Source organism: Dyella mobilis (assembly GCF_016904945.1).
Lineage (GTDB): Bacteria > Pseudomonadota > Gammaproteobacteria > Xanthomonadales > Rhodanobacteraceae > Dyella_B > Dyella_B mobilis.
This window is the reverse complement of sequence record NZ_JADIKF010000035.1, coordinates 46,235-62,560: the sequence shown is the minus strand read 5'-3', so window position 1 is coordinate 62,560 and position 16,326 is coordinate 46,235. Positions and strand designations below refer to the sequence as shown.

The 16,326-nt window shown below is 58.9% G+C and carries 14 protein-coding genes and 2 riboswitches; of the genes, 8 read left to right on the top strand and 6 right to left on the bottom strand.

The window, feature by feature from the left end; translation table 11 throughout:
- The first annotated feature begins 17 nt into the window (after nucleotides 1-17).
- The 3 genes from ISS99_RS04125 to eno are packed head-to-tail and all read left to right on the top strand — an operon-like array spanning nucleotide 18 to nucleotide 5,077.
- On the top strand, nucleotides 18-407 hold the full coding sequence (locus ISS99_RS04125) for a universal stress protein (RefSeq protein WP_204630324.1): 390 nt from the start codon (nucleotides 18-20) through the stop codon (nucleotides 405-407).
- A complete protein-coding gene (locus ISS99_RS04120) occupies nucleotides 404-3,769 on the top strand; it encodes a DEAD/DEAH box helicase (RefSeq protein WP_204630323.1) in 3,366 nt (1,121 codons plus the stop codon). Before ISS99_RS04125 ends, ISS99_RS04120 begins: the two co-directional genes overlap by 4 nt.
- A 30-nt stretch (nucleotides 3,770-3,799) precedes the next feature.
- A complete protein-coding gene (eno, locus tag ISS99_RS04115; protein ID WP_204630322.1) occupies nucleotides 3,800-5,077 on the top strand; it encodes a phosphopyruvate hydratase in 1,278 nt (425 codons plus the stop codon).
- A 101-nt stretch (nucleotides 5,078-5,178) separates the two neighbouring features.
- Here eno and ISS99_RS04110 read toward each other — a convergent pair whose 3' ends face one another.
- Genes ISS99_RS04110 through ISS99_RS04085 form a run of 6 tightly spaced genes read right to left on the bottom strand, consistent with a single transcriptional unit; the run spans nucleotide 5,179 to nucleotide 11,050 of the window.
- Complete coding sequence (locus ISS99_RS04110) at nucleotides 5,179-6,687, bottom strand: MutS-related protein (RefSeq protein ID WP_204630321.1); 1,509 nt, start codon at nucleotides 6,685-6,687, stop codon at nucleotides 5,179-5,181.
- On the bottom strand, nucleotides 6,684-8,246 hold the full coding sequence (locus ISS99_RS04105) for a MutS-related protein (protein WP_204630320.1): 1,563 nt from the start codon (nucleotides 8,244-8,246) through the stop codon (nucleotides 6,684-6,686). The genes ISS99_RS04110 and ISS99_RS04105 overlap by 4 nt, the downstream gene beginning before the upstream one ends.
- 11 nt (nucleotides 8,247-8,257) lie before the next feature.
- A complete protein-coding gene (ppa, locus tag ISS99_RS04100; protein WP_204630319.1) occupies nucleotides 8,258-8,803 on the bottom strand; it encodes an inorganic diphosphatase in 546 nt (181 codons plus the stop codon).
- A 5-nt stretch (nucleotides 8,804-8,808) separates the two neighbouring features.
- Nucleotides 8,809-9,426, bottom strand: coding sequence for a histidine phosphatase family protein (locus ISS99_RS04095; RefSeq protein ID WP_204630318.1), 618 nt, complete (start codon nucleotides 9,424-9,426; stop codon nucleotides 8,809-8,811).
- The gene (locus tag ISS99_RS04090; protein WP_204630317.1) at nucleotides 9,423-10,655 is read right to left on the bottom strand and encodes an MFS transporter; all 1,233 of its coding nucleotides are present in this window, start codon (nucleotides 10,653-10,655) and stop codon (nucleotides 9,423-9,425) included. The genes ISS99_RS04095 and ISS99_RS04090 overlap by 4 nt, the downstream gene beginning before the upstream one ends.
- On the bottom strand, nucleotides 10,655-11,050 hold the full coding sequence (locus tag ISS99_RS04085) for an adenine nucleotide alpha hydrolase family protein (RefSeq protein ID WP_204630316.1): 396 nt from the start codon (nucleotides 11,048-11,050) through the stop codon (nucleotides 10,655-10,657). The genes ISS99_RS04090 and ISS99_RS04085 overlap by 1 nt, the downstream gene beginning before the upstream one ends.
- A gap of 267 nt (nucleotides 11,051-11,317) precedes the next feature.
- Nucleotides 11,318-11,388: riboswitch (Fluoride riboswitch) on the bottom strand.
- A 131-nt stretch (nucleotides 11,389-11,519) separates the two neighbouring features.
- Nucleotides 11,520-11,581, top strand: a riboswitch (Fluoride riboswitch).
- 31 nt (nucleotides 11,582-11,612) lie between these two features.
- On the opposite strand from ISS99_RS04085, the gene ISS99_RS23455 reads away from it, so the two are divergent.
- Genes ISS99_RS23455 through ISS99_RS04065 form a run of 5 tightly spaced genes read left to right on the top strand, consistent with a single transcriptional unit; the run spans nucleotide 11,613 to nucleotide 16,319 of the window.
- Nucleotides 11,613-11,741 (top strand): hypothetical protein, encoded by a 129-nt coding sequence (locus ISS99_RS23455; protein ID WP_275578107.1) that lies wholly within the window; start codon nucleotides 11,613-11,615, stop codon nucleotides 11,739-11,741.
- Between the two features lie 12 nt (nucleotides 11,742-11,753).
- Entirely contained in the window at nucleotides 11,754-12,698 is a 945-nt protein-coding gene (locus tag ISS99_RS04080; protein WP_204630315.1) for a respiratory chain complex I subunit 1 family protein, read from the top strand.
- Nucleotides 12,698-13,384 (top strand): hypothetical protein, encoded by a 687-nt coding sequence (locus tag ISS99_RS04075; protein ID WP_204630314.1) that lies wholly within the window; start codon nucleotides 12,698-12,700, stop codon nucleotides 13,382-13,384. The genes ISS99_RS04080 and ISS99_RS04075 overlap by 1 nt, the downstream gene beginning before the upstream one ends.
- A 2-nt stretch (nucleotides 13,385-13,386) precedes the next feature.
- Entirely contained in the window at nucleotides 13,387-14,847 is a 1,461-nt protein-coding gene (locus ISS99_RS04070; protein ID WP_204630313.1) for a proton-conducting transporter transmembrane domain-containing protein, read from the top strand.
- Nucleotides 14,844-16,319 (top strand): hydrogenase large subunit, encoded by a 1,476-nt coding sequence (locus ISS99_RS04065; protein ID WP_239537657.1) that lies wholly within the window; start codon nucleotides 14,844-14,846, stop codon nucleotides 16,317-16,319. Before ISS99_RS04070 ends, ISS99_RS04065 begins: the two co-directional genes overlap by 4 nt.
- The last annotated feature ends 7 nt before the right edge of the window (nucleotides 16,320-16,326 follow it).

Sequence of the window (16,326 nt, the reverse complement as noted above, 5' to 3'; positions counted from 1 at the left end):
AGGGATCGAACCGCGCCATGGCTAACCGACTGCTGGTTCTGTATGACGGCTCGGCAGATACCCGCAGGGCGGTCGAGGAGGCACTGGAGCTCGCGGCAGAAGTTCACGCCAGCCTCTTTGTCCTGGCGATCCGACTGGAAGAAGAGGCGGTATCCGCGGTCGAAGTGGGAGAGCGGCTCACCCAGGACCTGGTGGGGTTCGCCCACCAGGGGACGCCCTTGGGCGTCGATGTGGATGCCAGCTACCTGGACGCCCCCACTCCCGATCTGCTCCAGCAAATACTGCTCGCACACGGGATTGATCGCATCATCATGGGCCGGCCTGAAGGCGGTGCGTCGCGCACCAACACCCTGTTGTTGAAGGCGCTCCACGACGATTGCTCCATTCCTATCACCGTGGTCGGATGAGCGAGGCCGTTATGACACCGCGTCCTCATGCTCATGCGCCCAATCGGACCGAAGAGGCGCGCCGCTCATTGATGGACGCCATTCGTGAGCTGCCATTAGCCGCTCACTTTGGTCGCCCCACGCTCAAAGCGGCCGAAGCGCTGGCCTTGCGTAGCAAGGACTGGCAGAAACCGCTCGCTTGGTTTCAACCGGAAGGCAGCCAAGCGCAAGCATTGCAATGCAGCGTGATGGACATGGATGGCGGCTTTCAGTGCGTGACCGTGTACCTGTTCGCACTGTTCGGACAGATCCAGTTGGATGCTCAGTGCAGTTGTGGGCTTGCGCAGTGCGTGCACGCGGCTGCGATGCTCATCCGACTTCAGCAGCTGCTGGATTGGCCGCGGGCCATGACGCCCTTGCAACGGTGGCAACAGAGCGTTGAGAGCTGGCATGAGGTGCCTGAAACCTCGGGTACCGTCCTTCCCAAAAATGAGTCCTGGCGACTGGTTTGCCTGCTGCACGCCGAGGGGGAGCGCCCGCCTTTCAAAGTGGCCGTCCAATTGCTGCTTGCCCATGGACCAGAGCCCGAGCGCTGGATGTCGGTCGAACAGCCGAAAGCGCATCCTCACCTATCGCGGCAGGCCATTTTGTGGCAATCGCAGCTGGCCATGACACAGAAACGCCGGCGCACCCATGACACCGCCTTTGTATTGCATGGCACCGCCGGCGCCCATCTGCTGACGGAGTTTCTGGACGCGGGGATATGCATGCATGCGCATGCCTTGCAGGAAATCCACGCAGGCAAACCGCGTCAGCCCGAGTGGGAATGGTCGCACGATCGCCATGCCAATGCCCGTCTCGCACTGCGTTGGGAGACCTCCCACGAGGTGCAATTGATCGAATTGGCGGGCTTGCACTACCTGGATCTCTCCACGGGCGAGCTGGGCAGCCTGGCGCTGTCGAAAATGGCGTGGGACATCCTTCAACAAATGCCGCCTGTGGGCACGCGAGAGGCGGAGGCGCTTACGCATGCGTGGCCGCCTCATCCCCTGCTCATCCATGTACCCCACCCTCCGCCTCCCCCTACTCTTCGCCACGTCGACGCATCGTGTCATCCGGTGATCGTCATCCGTGCTTCACGGCACGACCAACGTGGTGATCACGTGTTTTACGCGCAGGCGTATGCCGACTACGCTGGCCATCGACTAGAACTGGCGAGCGATTTGCATCAGCAGGAATGGGTTGCCCAAGCCGGCCACGAATATGTGCTCTTACAGCGTGATGTTGATCAAGAGGCCCGTGCACGAAAAGCTCTCCATGCCCTCGGCTTGGTGGAGATCGCGACACTGGTGCCGGAGGCGCGTCGTGTACTGACGCCTACGCCCGACCTCGGCGCCCTTGCTCACCGCGATTGCCACCATGGGGGTGCCGAGACGTTTTCGGCGCTCGAAACGTTGCTGCAGGCATTGGGAGATGCCGGCTACACCATCGAGTACGACCCGGAATTGCCCTTCACCGTCTTACCGCATGACGTCGAGTTAAGAGCGATCCTGGACAAGGGAGAGCGGCCCGGCTGGACACAATTTGAGCTCGCCGCCACGATCGACGGCGAAGACATCGATGTATTGCCGATTGTGCTGGGCGGGCTTGCTCGGCGCGCGTTTTCATTGACCCCGCTCCCCAGCGAACCTGCCGGTGCGCATTGGCTCGCCCCCTTGGGGGCGGGTCGCTGGCTTCCGCTGCCGCTTCATCAGCTACGGGAATGGATGGCGCCGCTGCTTGAATGCCTCGACCGCCCGACGGCGTCGCAGGAGCGCCATCTGAACATCTCGCGCTCACAAGCCATGGCATTGAGTAGCTGCTTGCAGCACCAGGGCGTTAGCGTAGAAGGCAGTCAAGCGTCTCATATTGCGCGAACCCTTGCGGCGCTTCGCGCGGCGGTCACGCTGTCTCCCATGATCACCGTTCCGCCGTCCTTTCGAGGAACGCTACGCGGCTACCAACACGAAGGCCTCCAGTGGCTGCAGGCTTTGCGACAGAGCGAGCTCGGGGGCGTTCTTGCCGACGACATGGGGCTTGGAAAGACCGTCCAGATCATCGCCCACCTTCTGATGGAGGATGAAGCCGGGCGATTGGATCGGCCCGCCCTGATCGTTGCGCCAACCAGCCTGATCTTCAACTGGCTGGACGAAGTGGCGCGCTTTGCGCCGACGCTTCATTACGTCAACTTCACCGGCGCAGCGCGAGCGTCGTTGCATGATGCGCTTCCCGGTGCGCACATCATTATCACCAGTTACGCCTTGGTTGCTAACGACCTTCCCATCTTGGAGAAGATCGACTACACCATGCTGGTATTGGATGAAGCGCAGTGGATCAAGAATCCGCTAACGCAGACGGCCCGCGCCGTACGCCAGTTGCACGCCACGCATCGGCTTGCCGTAACCGGCACGCCTCTTGAAAATCACCTGGGCGAATTGTGGGCACACTTTGATGCCGTACTACCGGGCTATCTGGGTGACTATCGTTCCTTCAAGCGAAGCTTCCGCCAACCGATTGAGCAGTACGAGGATGATGTCCGGAAGGCCATTCTGCGGCAAAGGATTGGCCCATTCCTTCTGCGTCGCACTAAAACAGCCGTTGCGCCCGAACTCCCTCCAAAAACGGAAACCACCTTGCGCGTCGCCATGGGTGAACGCCAACGGACTCTGTATGAGTCGCTGCGACTGGCCCAAAACGAGCGCGTACGTGAAGCCTTGGCCAGCTATAACCAGGAACAATCGCGGATTGTCGTGCTATCGGCGCTGCTCCGTTTGCGCCAGGTTTGCTGCGATCCACGTTTAGTTGAATCGTTGAGTCAACCGCCAGATTCGGCCAAGCTTGAGGCTCTGCTGGAATTGATCCAGTCGCTGCGCGAAGAAAATCGTCAAATTCTGGTGTTCAGTCAATTCACCTCGATGTTGGCCTTGATCAGCGTGGCCCTTAAGGGAGCAAACGTTCGTCACACGATGTTGACAGGCGACACCGCTGATCGGGCAACACCGGTGCGCGACTTCCAATCGGGCGCCTGTCCGATCTTGCTGGCGAGCCTGAAAGCGGGTGGCGTCGGGTTGAATCTCACGGCCGCTGATGCGGTGATCCACTACGACCCGTGGTGGAACCCTGCTGTCGAGATGCAGGCCATCGACCGCGCCCATCGCCTAGGCCGAGAACACCCGGTGTTTATCTACAAGCTGATCTGCGACAACACGATCGAAGAAAAGATCGACGCCATGAAGAGTCATAAGAGCGATCTGGCCGGCGCTATGCTGAGTGAAAGTACGGCTCCGCTAGAACGCCTGAACGATAACGATCTTCGTGAATTGTTTGACCTCGCCTCTCCTTGATGCCACCCCTTACCCGCAGGAGCACGTCCCATGAAGATCACCCACATTGACGCGATAGAAGTACTCGACTCGCGTGGCAATCCCACCGTCGAAGCTGTGCTGCGGCTGGAAGACGGTTCCGAAGGCCGTGCCATCACACCATCCGGCGCCTCTACCGGCATGCATGAGGCCGTCGAGCTGCGCGATGGCGATCCACACCGTTATGGTGGGAAAGGTGTCCAAAAAGCGGTCGGTCATGTGCGGCGCGAGATAAGTGGCGCCGTGCTTGGCAAAGATCCCGGCGATCAGCGTGCCTTCGATCATCTTTTGTGCGAGTTGGACGAGACGCCCAATAAGAGTCAACTAGGTGCGAACGCCACCCTTGCCGTATCGATCGCCTATGCACGCGCGACGGCCGCGTCGAGGAAGATGCCTCTTTACCAGCACCTGGGGGGCGATGATGCGGTCATCCTGCCGGTGCCCTGCCTCAACGTGATCAACGGGGGACGTCACGCCGACAACACCGTGGATTTTCAAGAGTTCAAGATTGTCCCCCATGATGCCGAGAGCTTTGCCGAATCCATTCGCATGGGTGAAGAAGTGTTTCATGCGCTGCGTAAGCTGCTGCAAGAGCACGGACTCTCGACCGGCGTGGGCGATGAAGGCGGATTTGCACCGAATTTGCACAGTAACGAGCAGGCCATCGAGCTCATCGTCGCGGCGATCAAATCAGCCGGTTATCAGCCTGGCGAACAGGTGTCACTGGCCCTCGACCCCGCTGCGAGCGAGATGTGGCACCACGGCCGCTATCGTTTTTTCAAATCCACCCAGTCAGAGCGCGAGAGTGCCGCGATGATTGCACTCTGGGACGACTGGCTGCAGCGCTACCCGATTGTCCTGCTGGAAGACCCGCTTTCAGAACATGACTGGGAAGGCTGGGCTCAGTTGACCCAAGATCTTGGTGATCGCGTAGAACTCGTCGGTGACGACATCTTTTGCACCAACCCCGAGCTTCTGAAACGGGGAATTCGGGAAGGTGTGGCCAACTCGATCCTCATCAAACCCAACCAGATCGGCACCGTCACGGAAACCCTGGACTGCGTACAGCAGGCCAAAGCTGCAGGGTATGGGTGCTACGTATCTCACCGTTCAGGTGAGACAGAAGACACGTTCATTGCGGATCTTGTCGTCGCCATCGGCTGTGGTCATATCAAGACCGGCTCGGGCTGTCGCGGCGAGCGAACCGCCAAGTTCAACCGACTGCTGCGTATCGAACACGAACTGGGTCCGCGCGCCCGCTTTGCAGGCCGATCGGCGTTCATGCGCTAACGCTTTCACCGATCCCGCATGCCACGAACTGAGGCGCGCGGGATCGGTTTTTTTGCGGTGCGCACCCCATCTGGCGCTCGGCGTAGCCAAGGGGTTCGCCGTCACGTGCCTGCCCTCTTCCCAAACACTTCTTGATAGAGGTCATGGCCATAGCTGGTTTCCAACGGAGCGCCCTCCACCAGGCGGAACGTTCGAGTGCCATCATCCAGACGCTCCGCGCGTAGGAAGAGCGCATCCTCGCGACCACATTCCATCAGCCCATGCGCAAACGTGTACAGGTGCGTGACGAAATAAACCACGATGCGCCGATCCAGTAGGGCCGTGGTGATCTGTCTGGCAATCTCAGCACCTTCCATCTCATTCGTGGAGGCGAACGATTCGTTGAAGAGCACCATGGCGTCCGGGGCGATTTCCTTGGCGATATCGCTCAACCGGCCTAATTCTTCGTCAAGCTTGCCATGCTTCATCGTCGCGTCTTCTTCGCGCTTATAGTGCGTGTACAGCGCATTACAAAGCGCCCCTGCATAGGTGCCGGCGGCGACAAACATGCCGCTCTGCATCATGAGCTGAGCAATACCCACGCTACGCAGAAAACTGGACTTTCCGCCTTGATTGGCGCCGGTAATAATCACCGCGTGCTTTTTATCCGTGTTTAACGTGTTCCCCACAATGTCGCGGCCCAGGCTTAAGGCCAGGCATGGATCGTAAAGGTCACTGAAGTGTCGGGGGCCAATGCCAGCATCCGACACGTCGGGAAGTGTCACGGGGCGCCCCAGTGCTTCCAGCCTGGACTCCAGATTCAGGCAACCCACATAGAATGCGAGCTCCGTACGCAGCATCTGGAAGAAAGCCATGATGTGATCCATGGACTGGGCCAGTGCGTTCGCAACCCGATTGATGCCGCGGTTGCGCATCTGCCCTACCGCCTGTGCCCCGGCCATATCCCGCTCATGCAGGCGAAACGTATACGACGGTGAGGGACTGCCAAAGACCCGTTTCAGTAAGCCATGACTTCGATCCTTCGGTCGGCGCAACATAAAATGGGTGCCTTCGTTCCCGGAGCCCAATTGGGCACTCAACAGGACGCCATGTCGAAATTTCAGCTCTTTAAGGTGCGCCTGTACACCGGACAGATAGTCGTCAGAGAATTCAGCGCGCAACATGGCAAAAATGTTGCCCAGACCGCGCGAGCCGAACTGACCGATGCATGCATCGGCCACCACCCTCATCTTTTGCAAGACGCTCACAAACAACTGCAGCACCTCGACCGAACCGTGCAGGATGGACGAGGGCTGATCGCTAGAGAAACTCCAATAACACCGCTTCCTGCCTTCTATCGCTTCCACGGTCAGGGTGTACATCTGCCGAACCACGTCCGGGTGTTTCAAACTGTCCCATAAAACATCATGACGATACCGTATGGTTTCTATGTCATTGGTGAAGCAAAGAAGCAGCACCCTGCGCGCGATATCCAGGACGAAGTCATCGTCATCGGCCATGATCTTCAGCAGAACGTCCAGTTCCAGATCCTTTCGTAACGTAGCCTCGTGGCCTGGAAGGTCCTGGTCTGCATCGAAATTCTTCGCAGGGTGCATGAGATAGGCTTTCATATCCCAATCCGCCTTACCAGCCAATCGTAGGTCACGCGATACTTCTCGGCGATGGCCAGTGCGTATGCCAACCCGTCTGCGAGGCGTCGCTCCACTTTAAAGGTGCGGATCGTTGGATCCTTGGGGTCGAGCGTGCTAGTCATGCTCACGGTCATATCGCCGTATGAGGCCAGGTCCGTCAGGAAGGTGACGCACACGCCAATGACGTCCAGTTGCGAAAGGCGACTCATGATCTTCTTGCCTAGAAACATCGCATCATCCAGTGTCGTTGACGCGAAGATCTCGTTGATGATGACGATACTGCGGTCCGTGGCCTGATCAAGAATGTGGTGGATGCGCACCAGATCATCCTTGAGCTTGCCGCGGAGGTTGCTGATATCCTCCTCCTTCTCGAAGTGAGTCAAAAGACGATCGAAAAAGAAGAGGTTTGCCTCCTTCCCTGGCACCGCGCAACCTAACGCCGCCAACCAATGCATCTGCCCAAACATCCGGGCGAACGTCGTCTTGCCGCCCTGATTCGGTCCGGACACCACCAGCAATCGTTCGACATCGCTCAAAGAGAAGTCGTTGCAGATCACGCGAGCGTTGTCTCGAATCAGGCGATTGGCCAGCGCGAGATCGAACGATTCCAAAGACGCCACTTCCTTATCCGTGTCCGACAAGCGGGGGTAACAAAACGGTAGGTATCGCGCACGAAAGCGGTCGATATGGTTCAGATAAGCCACATAAAACTGAATTTCACGATCGAATCGATTGACGGTCTCGTCCTGGAACTGTTCGTTTTCCTGGCCGAACGTTTCGAGCTCCAGAAATACCTCGGGCTGAAGCAGGGCCACCCGCTCCAGAATTTGGGCATCGATATGGTCTAGCCCGGGCCCGCGAGAAAAGTGCGCGAGATAGGTTTTCGACACACCTTGGCTAAATTTGGCGAACGTCTTTTCGATGGCCTCACTGGCATCGACCTCCCCTTCACAGGCGCGGACCGTAATGGCTCGCCCATTGATATGCAGGCCATAGCGTATGGCCGACAATGCATCGATAAGCGATCGGGCCGCGCTTAGCCTCTGTGCAAAACCGTCAGAGCGCACGTACTGCGTCAGATAGCCCATCCAAGCACAGAGACCACGCGAACGCGGCCTCTCCCTGTGTAGATCCTGAACTAAACGTTCCACGGCAGCGCCATACAGACTGATGGCGCCGATCAGCCACCGCTCCCTCTCGTAGCGATAGTGCAGCTTCTCTCGCTGCGTGAGTTGGTCGCGCAGCGCCTTCATGCTGCTGGCGAATACGCCTATCGCCGCCATCAACTCATGCCGCTCCAGGTCCTGCATAACCTCCTGGCGGTATGCCACCTCGTCCAATGAACGCGCGGTGGCATAGAAAAAAGGCGCCAGGCGGTAGTCTTCCTTGCCCGTGGTAATGGCGGTCACGATCTGATCCAAATTCAGATCGTGAAAGCACTCAGGCATTTGGGACGTTTCACCCACAGTATCCGCATCCTGTCCGGCGAACAGAATGCTGACGAAGGGAGCTGCATCGAGGGTCGTGGCGTCGTTCATGAGGCCAAACCCTATTTGGGCTCGCTTTGATACGCCGTATAACGATCAATGCAGGCCAGAATTTCCTGGCGTGCTGGACCGACATCACGCCACCCCTCAAAGCGAACCCACTTGCCTTTCTCCAGGTCCTTGTAATGCTCAAAGAAGTGTTGAATGCGGCCTCGTGTGGTATCAGGAATGTCGGCAAGAGCCTGCCAGTGTGCGTAACCGGCGAATGTGCGGGTCACCGGCACCGCAATCAGTTTCGTGTCCTCGCCATTTTCATCGGTCATGTCCATGACACCGAGCGGCCGGCATACGATGACGGAACCCGGAATCAGCGGCATGGGCATGACAATCAGCACATCCAGCGGGTCACCATCCCCACAGAGCGTACCGGGCATATACCCATAGTTGCAGGGATAGCGCATGGGTGTGGATAGCACGCGGTCGACGAAGATCGCACCCGACTCTTTGTCTACTTCATACTTGACCGGCTCCGCATCCATGGGAATTTCAACGATGGCATGAATGGCATCTGGAATTTGCGGACCGGGGGAAACCTTATCGAGTGCCATGGCACTTACTCTCTCTCAGTTAAATGCTGTGTTTCATTGATGGAATGGATCGTGAAACGATCCTCATGGAAATGAAGATCGCTGATGCCACAGGGCGATGGCGATGTCAGCCAATAGCTTGCGGGCGATAGTCCGAGGGCATGACACAGAAGTAGTCGAATGACGCTGTCGTGAGCAACGATTGCGATCGTGCCGTGATGGTTGGCGTGCAGGATGGTCTGCAGGGCATCAGTGGCACGCGCAAGCACCTCATACAGGGATTCCCCACCCGGCAAGCGCATCGTGTGGGGAGCGCTGTGCCATGTCGTTAGCTCGTTAGGCCAGCGTTGCGCCACTTCTGTCAGAAGCTTGCCCTGCCAGGTGCCGTAATCGATGTCATTAAGCCCGTGATGCGGCATGACATCCAGCTTGAAGGGACTCGCGATGGCATCCGCAGTCCGTACGCAGCGCGTCAATGGGCTGCAATAGACAGCATTGAGCACCCAGCGATCACTAATGGCATCCCTCGTCTGTTCGGCTTGAGTTATCCCGCGTTTCGTCAGCGCCAAGTTCGTGCGTCCGCGAAAACGCGGCGGTGTGATGCCCTCGACCTCCCCATGCCGGATGAGCAAGATTGTGGTCATGACTGTGGCTCCTTTATGGAGGTTGAGAGAACGGGCGTTCGCGCAAAGAGCAACAACGGCACACCTAGCACCTGGAGTGCCATGGACAGCACCACGATGAATCCAAGCGAATGCTCATACGCCCACCCCAGGGCGAGGCTTCCAAGAAACCAAGCCACCCCGAAAACGGTGTTGAAGACGCCGTAGGCGGAGGCGCGCCGTTCAGCAGGAACCAACCGCGACACTGCGGCCCGCATGACCGATTCATGGGCCCCTACCCCGATGCCCCACAGAACGACGCCGATGGCGACCCATGTCGCGTTGCCAAGGAAGACACATGGCGCGAACAGCGAAGACAGTGCGGTAGCGCCCAGCAAAGCACTCACGCCGTAGCAATCGAACCAACGGCCGAACATCAGTGCACTCGCACCTGCTGAGACCATGCCCAACGCATACAGCGGCGGGATCCATATATCGGGGAGCACATGCGACACGTGCGCGTGGAAGGCGATCAGCGAATAGTCTGCAAATCCAGCCGCCACCAACGAGGTACCGCATAAATAGAGCAAGAAGCGACGATTCGCATCCACGACCGGTACATGCGGCAATCGCTCCAGGTCTCGTGGCGTGGGGAACGCCAAGCGTGCTAACAGGAGTGCCACCAGGCCAGCTGCCGCCGGCAGCAGCAAGCATGCATAAGCCAGGTGATAGCTACCGCGTAGAAACAGCACTGCGGCCATCAGCAGAGGGCCAATGGTGGCACCGGCCTGATCCAGCGCTTCATGCAAGCCAAACGCCCAGCCATTGCCCAGGCTACGACCCGCATGGGCCAGCATGGCATCGCGCGCCGGCGTTCGGATGCCTTTGCCAATCCGCTCCCCAATAATCAGTGCACCCGCTACTTGCCAATGGCCGGCGAGCGCCAAGAGCGGCACCATCAGCAGGTTCACAGCAAAGCCGGTAATGGTAATCAACCAATAACGTCCCGTTCGGTCCGCCAAGTAACCCGTAAAGAGCCGAAGCCCGTAGCCGGTTAGTTCACCGACGCCGGCGATGGCTGAGACCCAGAAGCCGCTTGCGCCCAGAAGTCCCAGGAATTGCCCATTGATACTTCGTGCGCCTTCATACGTCATGTCGGCGAACAGACTGACGACGCCCACCATGACCACAAAGCGCAACGCCCGGCGCGCGTGAAGGCTGCTGCGATAGACGGGCAGCTGCACAACAATGGCGTCGTTGCCGGCATCCATCACGGGCCACCATGTACCACGGTGGTTGGAATACCGGTCACGTGTGCGACAGCATCAAGCAACCGGCTGAGTTCGGTGGACCCGCGCTGACTGGCCGGCTTGGCAATAACAAGCAGGTTGATCTTTCGCGCCCGGACTTCGGTCGTTATACGCTCGACCGTCGGCTCCACGATGACCGCGCCGTCTAACACAATGCCGTACCGTTGGCCGATCCGTGCAAAAGCGATCAAGTCATCGCTGAGGCGTTCACACTGCGCGGCATCATCGGCAACGCTTGGAATAGCCAATAGATGCAGCGCCGCTGTGGCTTGTTCGCGGGCCGCCTGAAACGCCGTTTCAACGGCAAGATCGCCCAGCGCGGAGCGGTCATAGAGCGCGAGAATTTGTGTAGGCACAGCGTATGCGTCCTGTCCGGGGATAGGAATGATTCCGTGCCAGGCGCCCCTGTACGCCAGCCAGCACGATGCGGGTAGGAACCGGGAGAGGGGTGGGTACGCACGCGCGCCGATGCACACGTGTGCGTGCGCACCATGACGCTGCAGTCCCAAGGGAGAGATGCATGGCCCGACTCCAGAACCGTCGCTAATCGGACGCCTGAATCGGAACGCGTGTTACGAGGGGAATCGGGTAACGCCCATCGCCACGCGCGCTACGAACAAGCGCGTTCGATAGGCATCATCAGCCTTGCGGCGGTTGGGCCAAGCCCGGGAGGAATGCCATCTCCCTGTGCAAACCATATCGCAATCCCGCCTCCACCGGCAAGGTACTTGCGTTAACGTCAAACGAGCGGCTTGACGAGGTTTTCACATCTTAGAAAGCCTCGCGTGGACACATTCCCCGACTGGGAAAACCGTGTTACCGTCCCTGCAACAGGGCGATGGTGTCCGCCTCTGACCGCCCTCAGGGCTGATGACACCTACAGGCGAGTGATGGCTTTTCCATGTCTGGAGCCGTGTCATGACCTGTATCGTCCTGTCGTCCCTGTTGACCCTCTTTGGCACCGTACTGGCGGCCGGCGTGCGCCGGCCCAAAGCGGCGGCAATACGCCCACCCATCAAGCCTTCTTCCCGTCAGGCGCAGCGCTGAGGCCGCGCCGTCATGTGGCGGGACATCGCCGCGCAAGTCGCGCAAGTGCTCGCGGCGTTGTTGCTGTCCCCGCTGCTGCAGGGCTTTATCCACCGCTATGAGGAACGCGCGCAGCGTGCGCGCGGTCCCTCTTTACTGCAGCCGTATCGCGACCTGCGGAAGCTATTTCGCAAGCAGCTCGTCGTCCCCAAGACCGCCGGATGGATTTTCTGGACGGCGCCGGTGGTGGCATTCACCGCGATGCTGACGGTGCCCATTTTGATCCCGGTGCTGACGGACTATCCGTTACCGCTTTCCGACATGGGCGACATCCTGGGAGGTGGCCTGATCCTGACCTTGGGTACGTTCTTTATAAACCTTGCGGCACTGGACACCGGCAGCGCGTACGGGGGTATCGGTGCCAGCCGCACCGTGATGATTACGATCCTGGCCGAACCCACCCTGATCCTGGTCTTTGTGGGCATCACGCTGATGGCGCACGCGATGCTGCCGTTCGTCGTCAACCATCTTTTGGTCGCGCATCCCGAGGTGTACCTTGGACCGACACACCTTTTTCTGGTCGCCGCGTTCTTTGTGCTCCTGTTGACCGAAACGGATCGACTGCCCATACATTCGAGCACGCACATTGAGGTTTACATGATCGAGGAGGCTCGCATCCTCGAGTATTCCGGCCCGTTGCTGGGACTGCTGAAGTGGGCATCCATGATGAAGCAGTTCATCCTTTACACCATTTTCTGTCACGTTCTGTTGTTGCCGTGGGGGTTATCGCACCAGGGGACGATCGTCGGTATCGGCGGCGCGATACTCGGTATAGGCGTGAAGTTCGGTGTCGTAGCTTGCGCGGTCATTGTGGTGGAAACCGCGCAGTCCCGTCTGCGCTTTTATCGCTACCAAGAGCCGCTCGCCGCGGCATTCATGCTCGCCGTCCTGGCGATCGTGGCCAACCAGATCCGGTGATGCCGATGCTTGCCGCTCACCTCGACCCTCTCGCCGCCTCCTTATTTAGCCTTCTGGCCATTGCCAGCTTGCTGTTGGCTTTTGTCATGCTCGGTTCGCGCTGGCTAAAAGACTACATGTTTGCCTTCGGCGCACAGTCGTGGCTGATCGGCATTCTTTCCGCCCTGATTGGTTATTACGGTGGTTATCGGGAGCTCTATGTCGTCGCAGCACTGACGGTGCTATTCCGTGGCCTCGTCCTGCCCTGGCTAATTTTGCGCATTCTTCGGCAAATGCCCGCTCAGCGCGAAGTGCATGAAATCGTGAGTCCCGCGAGCAGCCTGATTATTGGCGCAGCGTTAGTCATCTTTGCCTTGTTGGTCGCCATCCATGTCACCGAAAGCCTGGGCTTAAATTCAAACGTCGTGGTGTTGGCGCTTACCGTGATGTTTTCCATGAAGCTCATCGGGTTTCAGATGCTTACGCTGCGGCATGAGGCCATCAGTCACATCTTGGGCATTCTTATCCTTGAAAACGGCATTTTCCTCGGCAGCCAGATTCTGGTGCCGGGCATGCCGTTGATGATCGAACTGGTGCTGCTCTTCGACTTACTGGTGGCGGTGGCGTGTTTCGGCGTATTGGTGCGCTATCTGCTTACGCATATCGGTACGACGAGCAGCCGTGAACTACGGCGCCTGACGGGGTAGGCATGGAATTGCGCATTGCTATCTTGCTGGGGGCTCCTCTACTGCCGATCGTCATCGGTTTGGCGTTGCGCCAACCGCGCGCATCGGAGTACTTGAACCTGCTGGCCAGCCTGATGGTATTGGCCGTGGGACTGCCGCTTCCTTTCACGATCGAGGCACCCCAGGAACTCCTCCACGGGTACCTTTTACTCGATCCACTCGGTGCATGGGTCGTGATGTGCGTCGCGATCGTCTATGCGCTCTCTTCGATCTACGCTATCGGCTACATGCGTCACGATGAGGCCGGTGAGCGACGACTTCCTGCCTTCTACGCACTGCAAGCCGGCTTTGCTTTAAGCATGCTGTTCGCGCCGCTGGTCAACAGCATCGGCGTGTACTGGATCGCCATCGAGCTCACGACGCTCGTCAGCACCTTTCTGGTCGGCTTTGAACAAACCCCCGAAAGCATGGAAGCTGCCTGGAAATACATTATCGTGGTCTCTGCCGGCATCAGCCTTGCTTTGCTCGGCACGGCGCTGCTCTATTGGGGTGGCAGTTTCGTGCTCGGCGAAACCTACAGCCTCACGTGGCAATCGCTGACTCAGGTGGCCCCCAAGATGCCACCAGTGCTGCTCAAGCTCGGCTTCCTGCTGACCCTGATTGGTTATGGCACTAAAGTCGGTTTGGCGCCGATGCATACGTGGTTGCCGGATGCTCACAGCGAAGGCCCAGCCCCCGTATCGGCCATGCTTTCGGGGGCACTTCTCAACACGGCCATGCTTGGGATCGTGCGCTTTCTTGCTGCCACGGATGCGGCCGGACAAAGCCTCCTTCCGCGCACGGCACTTGTCGCGCTTGGTGTATTGTCGCTGCTGGTCGGCGCGTTTTTTATCGTGCGACAACACCAGATCAAACGTTTGATGGCGTATTCGAGCATCGAACACATGGGCGTGTTGGCGCTTGGGTTTGGGTTTGGTGGACCACTCGGCATCGCCGGCGCGCTCTACCACATGCTCAACCATTCGCTTTGTAAGCCGCTCCTGTTCTTTGGGGCCGGCAACGCGATGCATCGTTATCACAGTAAACGCATCGAAGATCTTCGCGACATTTTAAAGATCTTTCCCATCTCAGGCTGGTTGTGGCTATGCGGCGCCATAGCCATTACCGGTGCGCCGCCATTCGGTTTATTTCTGAGCGAAATCACGATCCTCCGCGCAGGTTGGGCAAGCCCCAACCTGTGGGCAGCCATCGCGATGTTAGTCCTGCTGATCATCATCTTCATCGCCTTCCTCAACCACTTTCGGACCATGTATCTGGGAGCCCCCCTGGATAAACCGGTCGCCGCGGAACCGTCGGGAACCGCCTGGCGTGTGTGGCCCATCGCACTCGCCCTTGCACCATTGTTGATCCTTGGCGTGTGGTGGCCCGCTGCATGGATGGCCTTGTTCCAGCGCATCGCCGCAACACTCGGGGCATCGCCATGAGCCTCGGGTTCGAGAAGCTATCATTGGAACCGGTGGCGTTACACGCGCGTGTCCAAGCGTTGCTCGCCACCGGCGGCCGTATGCAAATGGCCTACGCGTGGCACGCGCAAACCGATCGTATCGAGGTACGCTATCTGGCCGCGCCCGCGCCAAGTCAGCCCTTCCAGGTCTGGTGTTGTCGCCCCGATGAACACACGCTGCCGAGCCTCACCACGTGCGCCCCTTTACTAGGCTGGTACGAACGCGAGATCCATGATCTGTACGGGGTGTGCTTCACCGACCATCCGCAACCCTATCCACTCATCGCCGACGGCTGGATGGACACCACCCCACTGATTCACGCATCAGGCTGGCAGCGTCAGTTGCATGCCCCTCATCACGTCCCGGATGTGCACGGTGATGACGTGCAACTGCTGAGCTTTGGCCCAGTGCGTGCCGGTGCTGTGGAATCAGCCCAGTTCCTTTTTCATTACCTCGGCGAATCGATCTTGCACTATCAGCCACGTCTGTTCTTCAAACATCGCGGCATGGAGCGCGCGTTCGAGGGGCGTGACCCGCTTACCGCCACCACGATCGCAGAGCGTGTTTCCGGTGTGGGTAGCGTGGCGCACGCCTTGGCCTACTGCCAAGCGATCGAGGACGCGGCCGGATGTGACGTACCCCAGCGCGCCCAGCAATGGCGCGCCGTGCTGGCCGAATTGGAACGTCTCTACAACCATCTCTATTACTTTGGCCATCTGGCCGATACCACCACGTTGAAAGTGGGTCATGCGGAAGGAGCGCTGCTATCGGAGCGTGCCAAACAGCTCAATGCGCACATGACCGGCAGCCGCTTCCTGCGCAATGTGCTAACACCAGGCGGCTTGCGCCGCGATATCACGATGACGCATGACTGCCTTAACACGCTGTACGTGCTACGCAAGCAAGTGGATAGCTACCTGGTGGAGTTGGAACGTACGACCAGTTATCTGGATCGGCTTATCACGACCGGCGTGCTGACAAGGCAAGTGGCGTTCGATCAAGGGGCTACCGGTCCTGTCGAACGCGCGTCGGGTCTGGACCGCGACTTGCGCCGCGATCATCCGTATGCGGCGTACCGGTGGCTGAAAGTGTCGGTGCCGTTGGCCGATGAAGGCGATGCCTACGCGCGAGCCAAAGTCCGCGCGGCGGAGCTGCGTGCCAGTTTTGACTTGCTCGACACCTTGATCCCCTCGCTCACTGCCGGTCCTGTGCGTGCCGAATGTCCCCTGCAACCCGGATCGGAAGGCTTGGGCTGGGCCGAATCGCCGCGGGGATCGTTGTTCTATGCCGTTCATATCAATGGCGACGGAAAGCTCGCACGGGTAAAGATCAAGTCGCCCTCCTTCTCCAATTGGCGGGCGTTTCCTTTCACCGTGCATCGAACCAACATGATGGATTACGCCATCAACCAGGCCAGCTTCGGTCTCACCATCGCCGGCTGCGACCGCTAGGAGAACC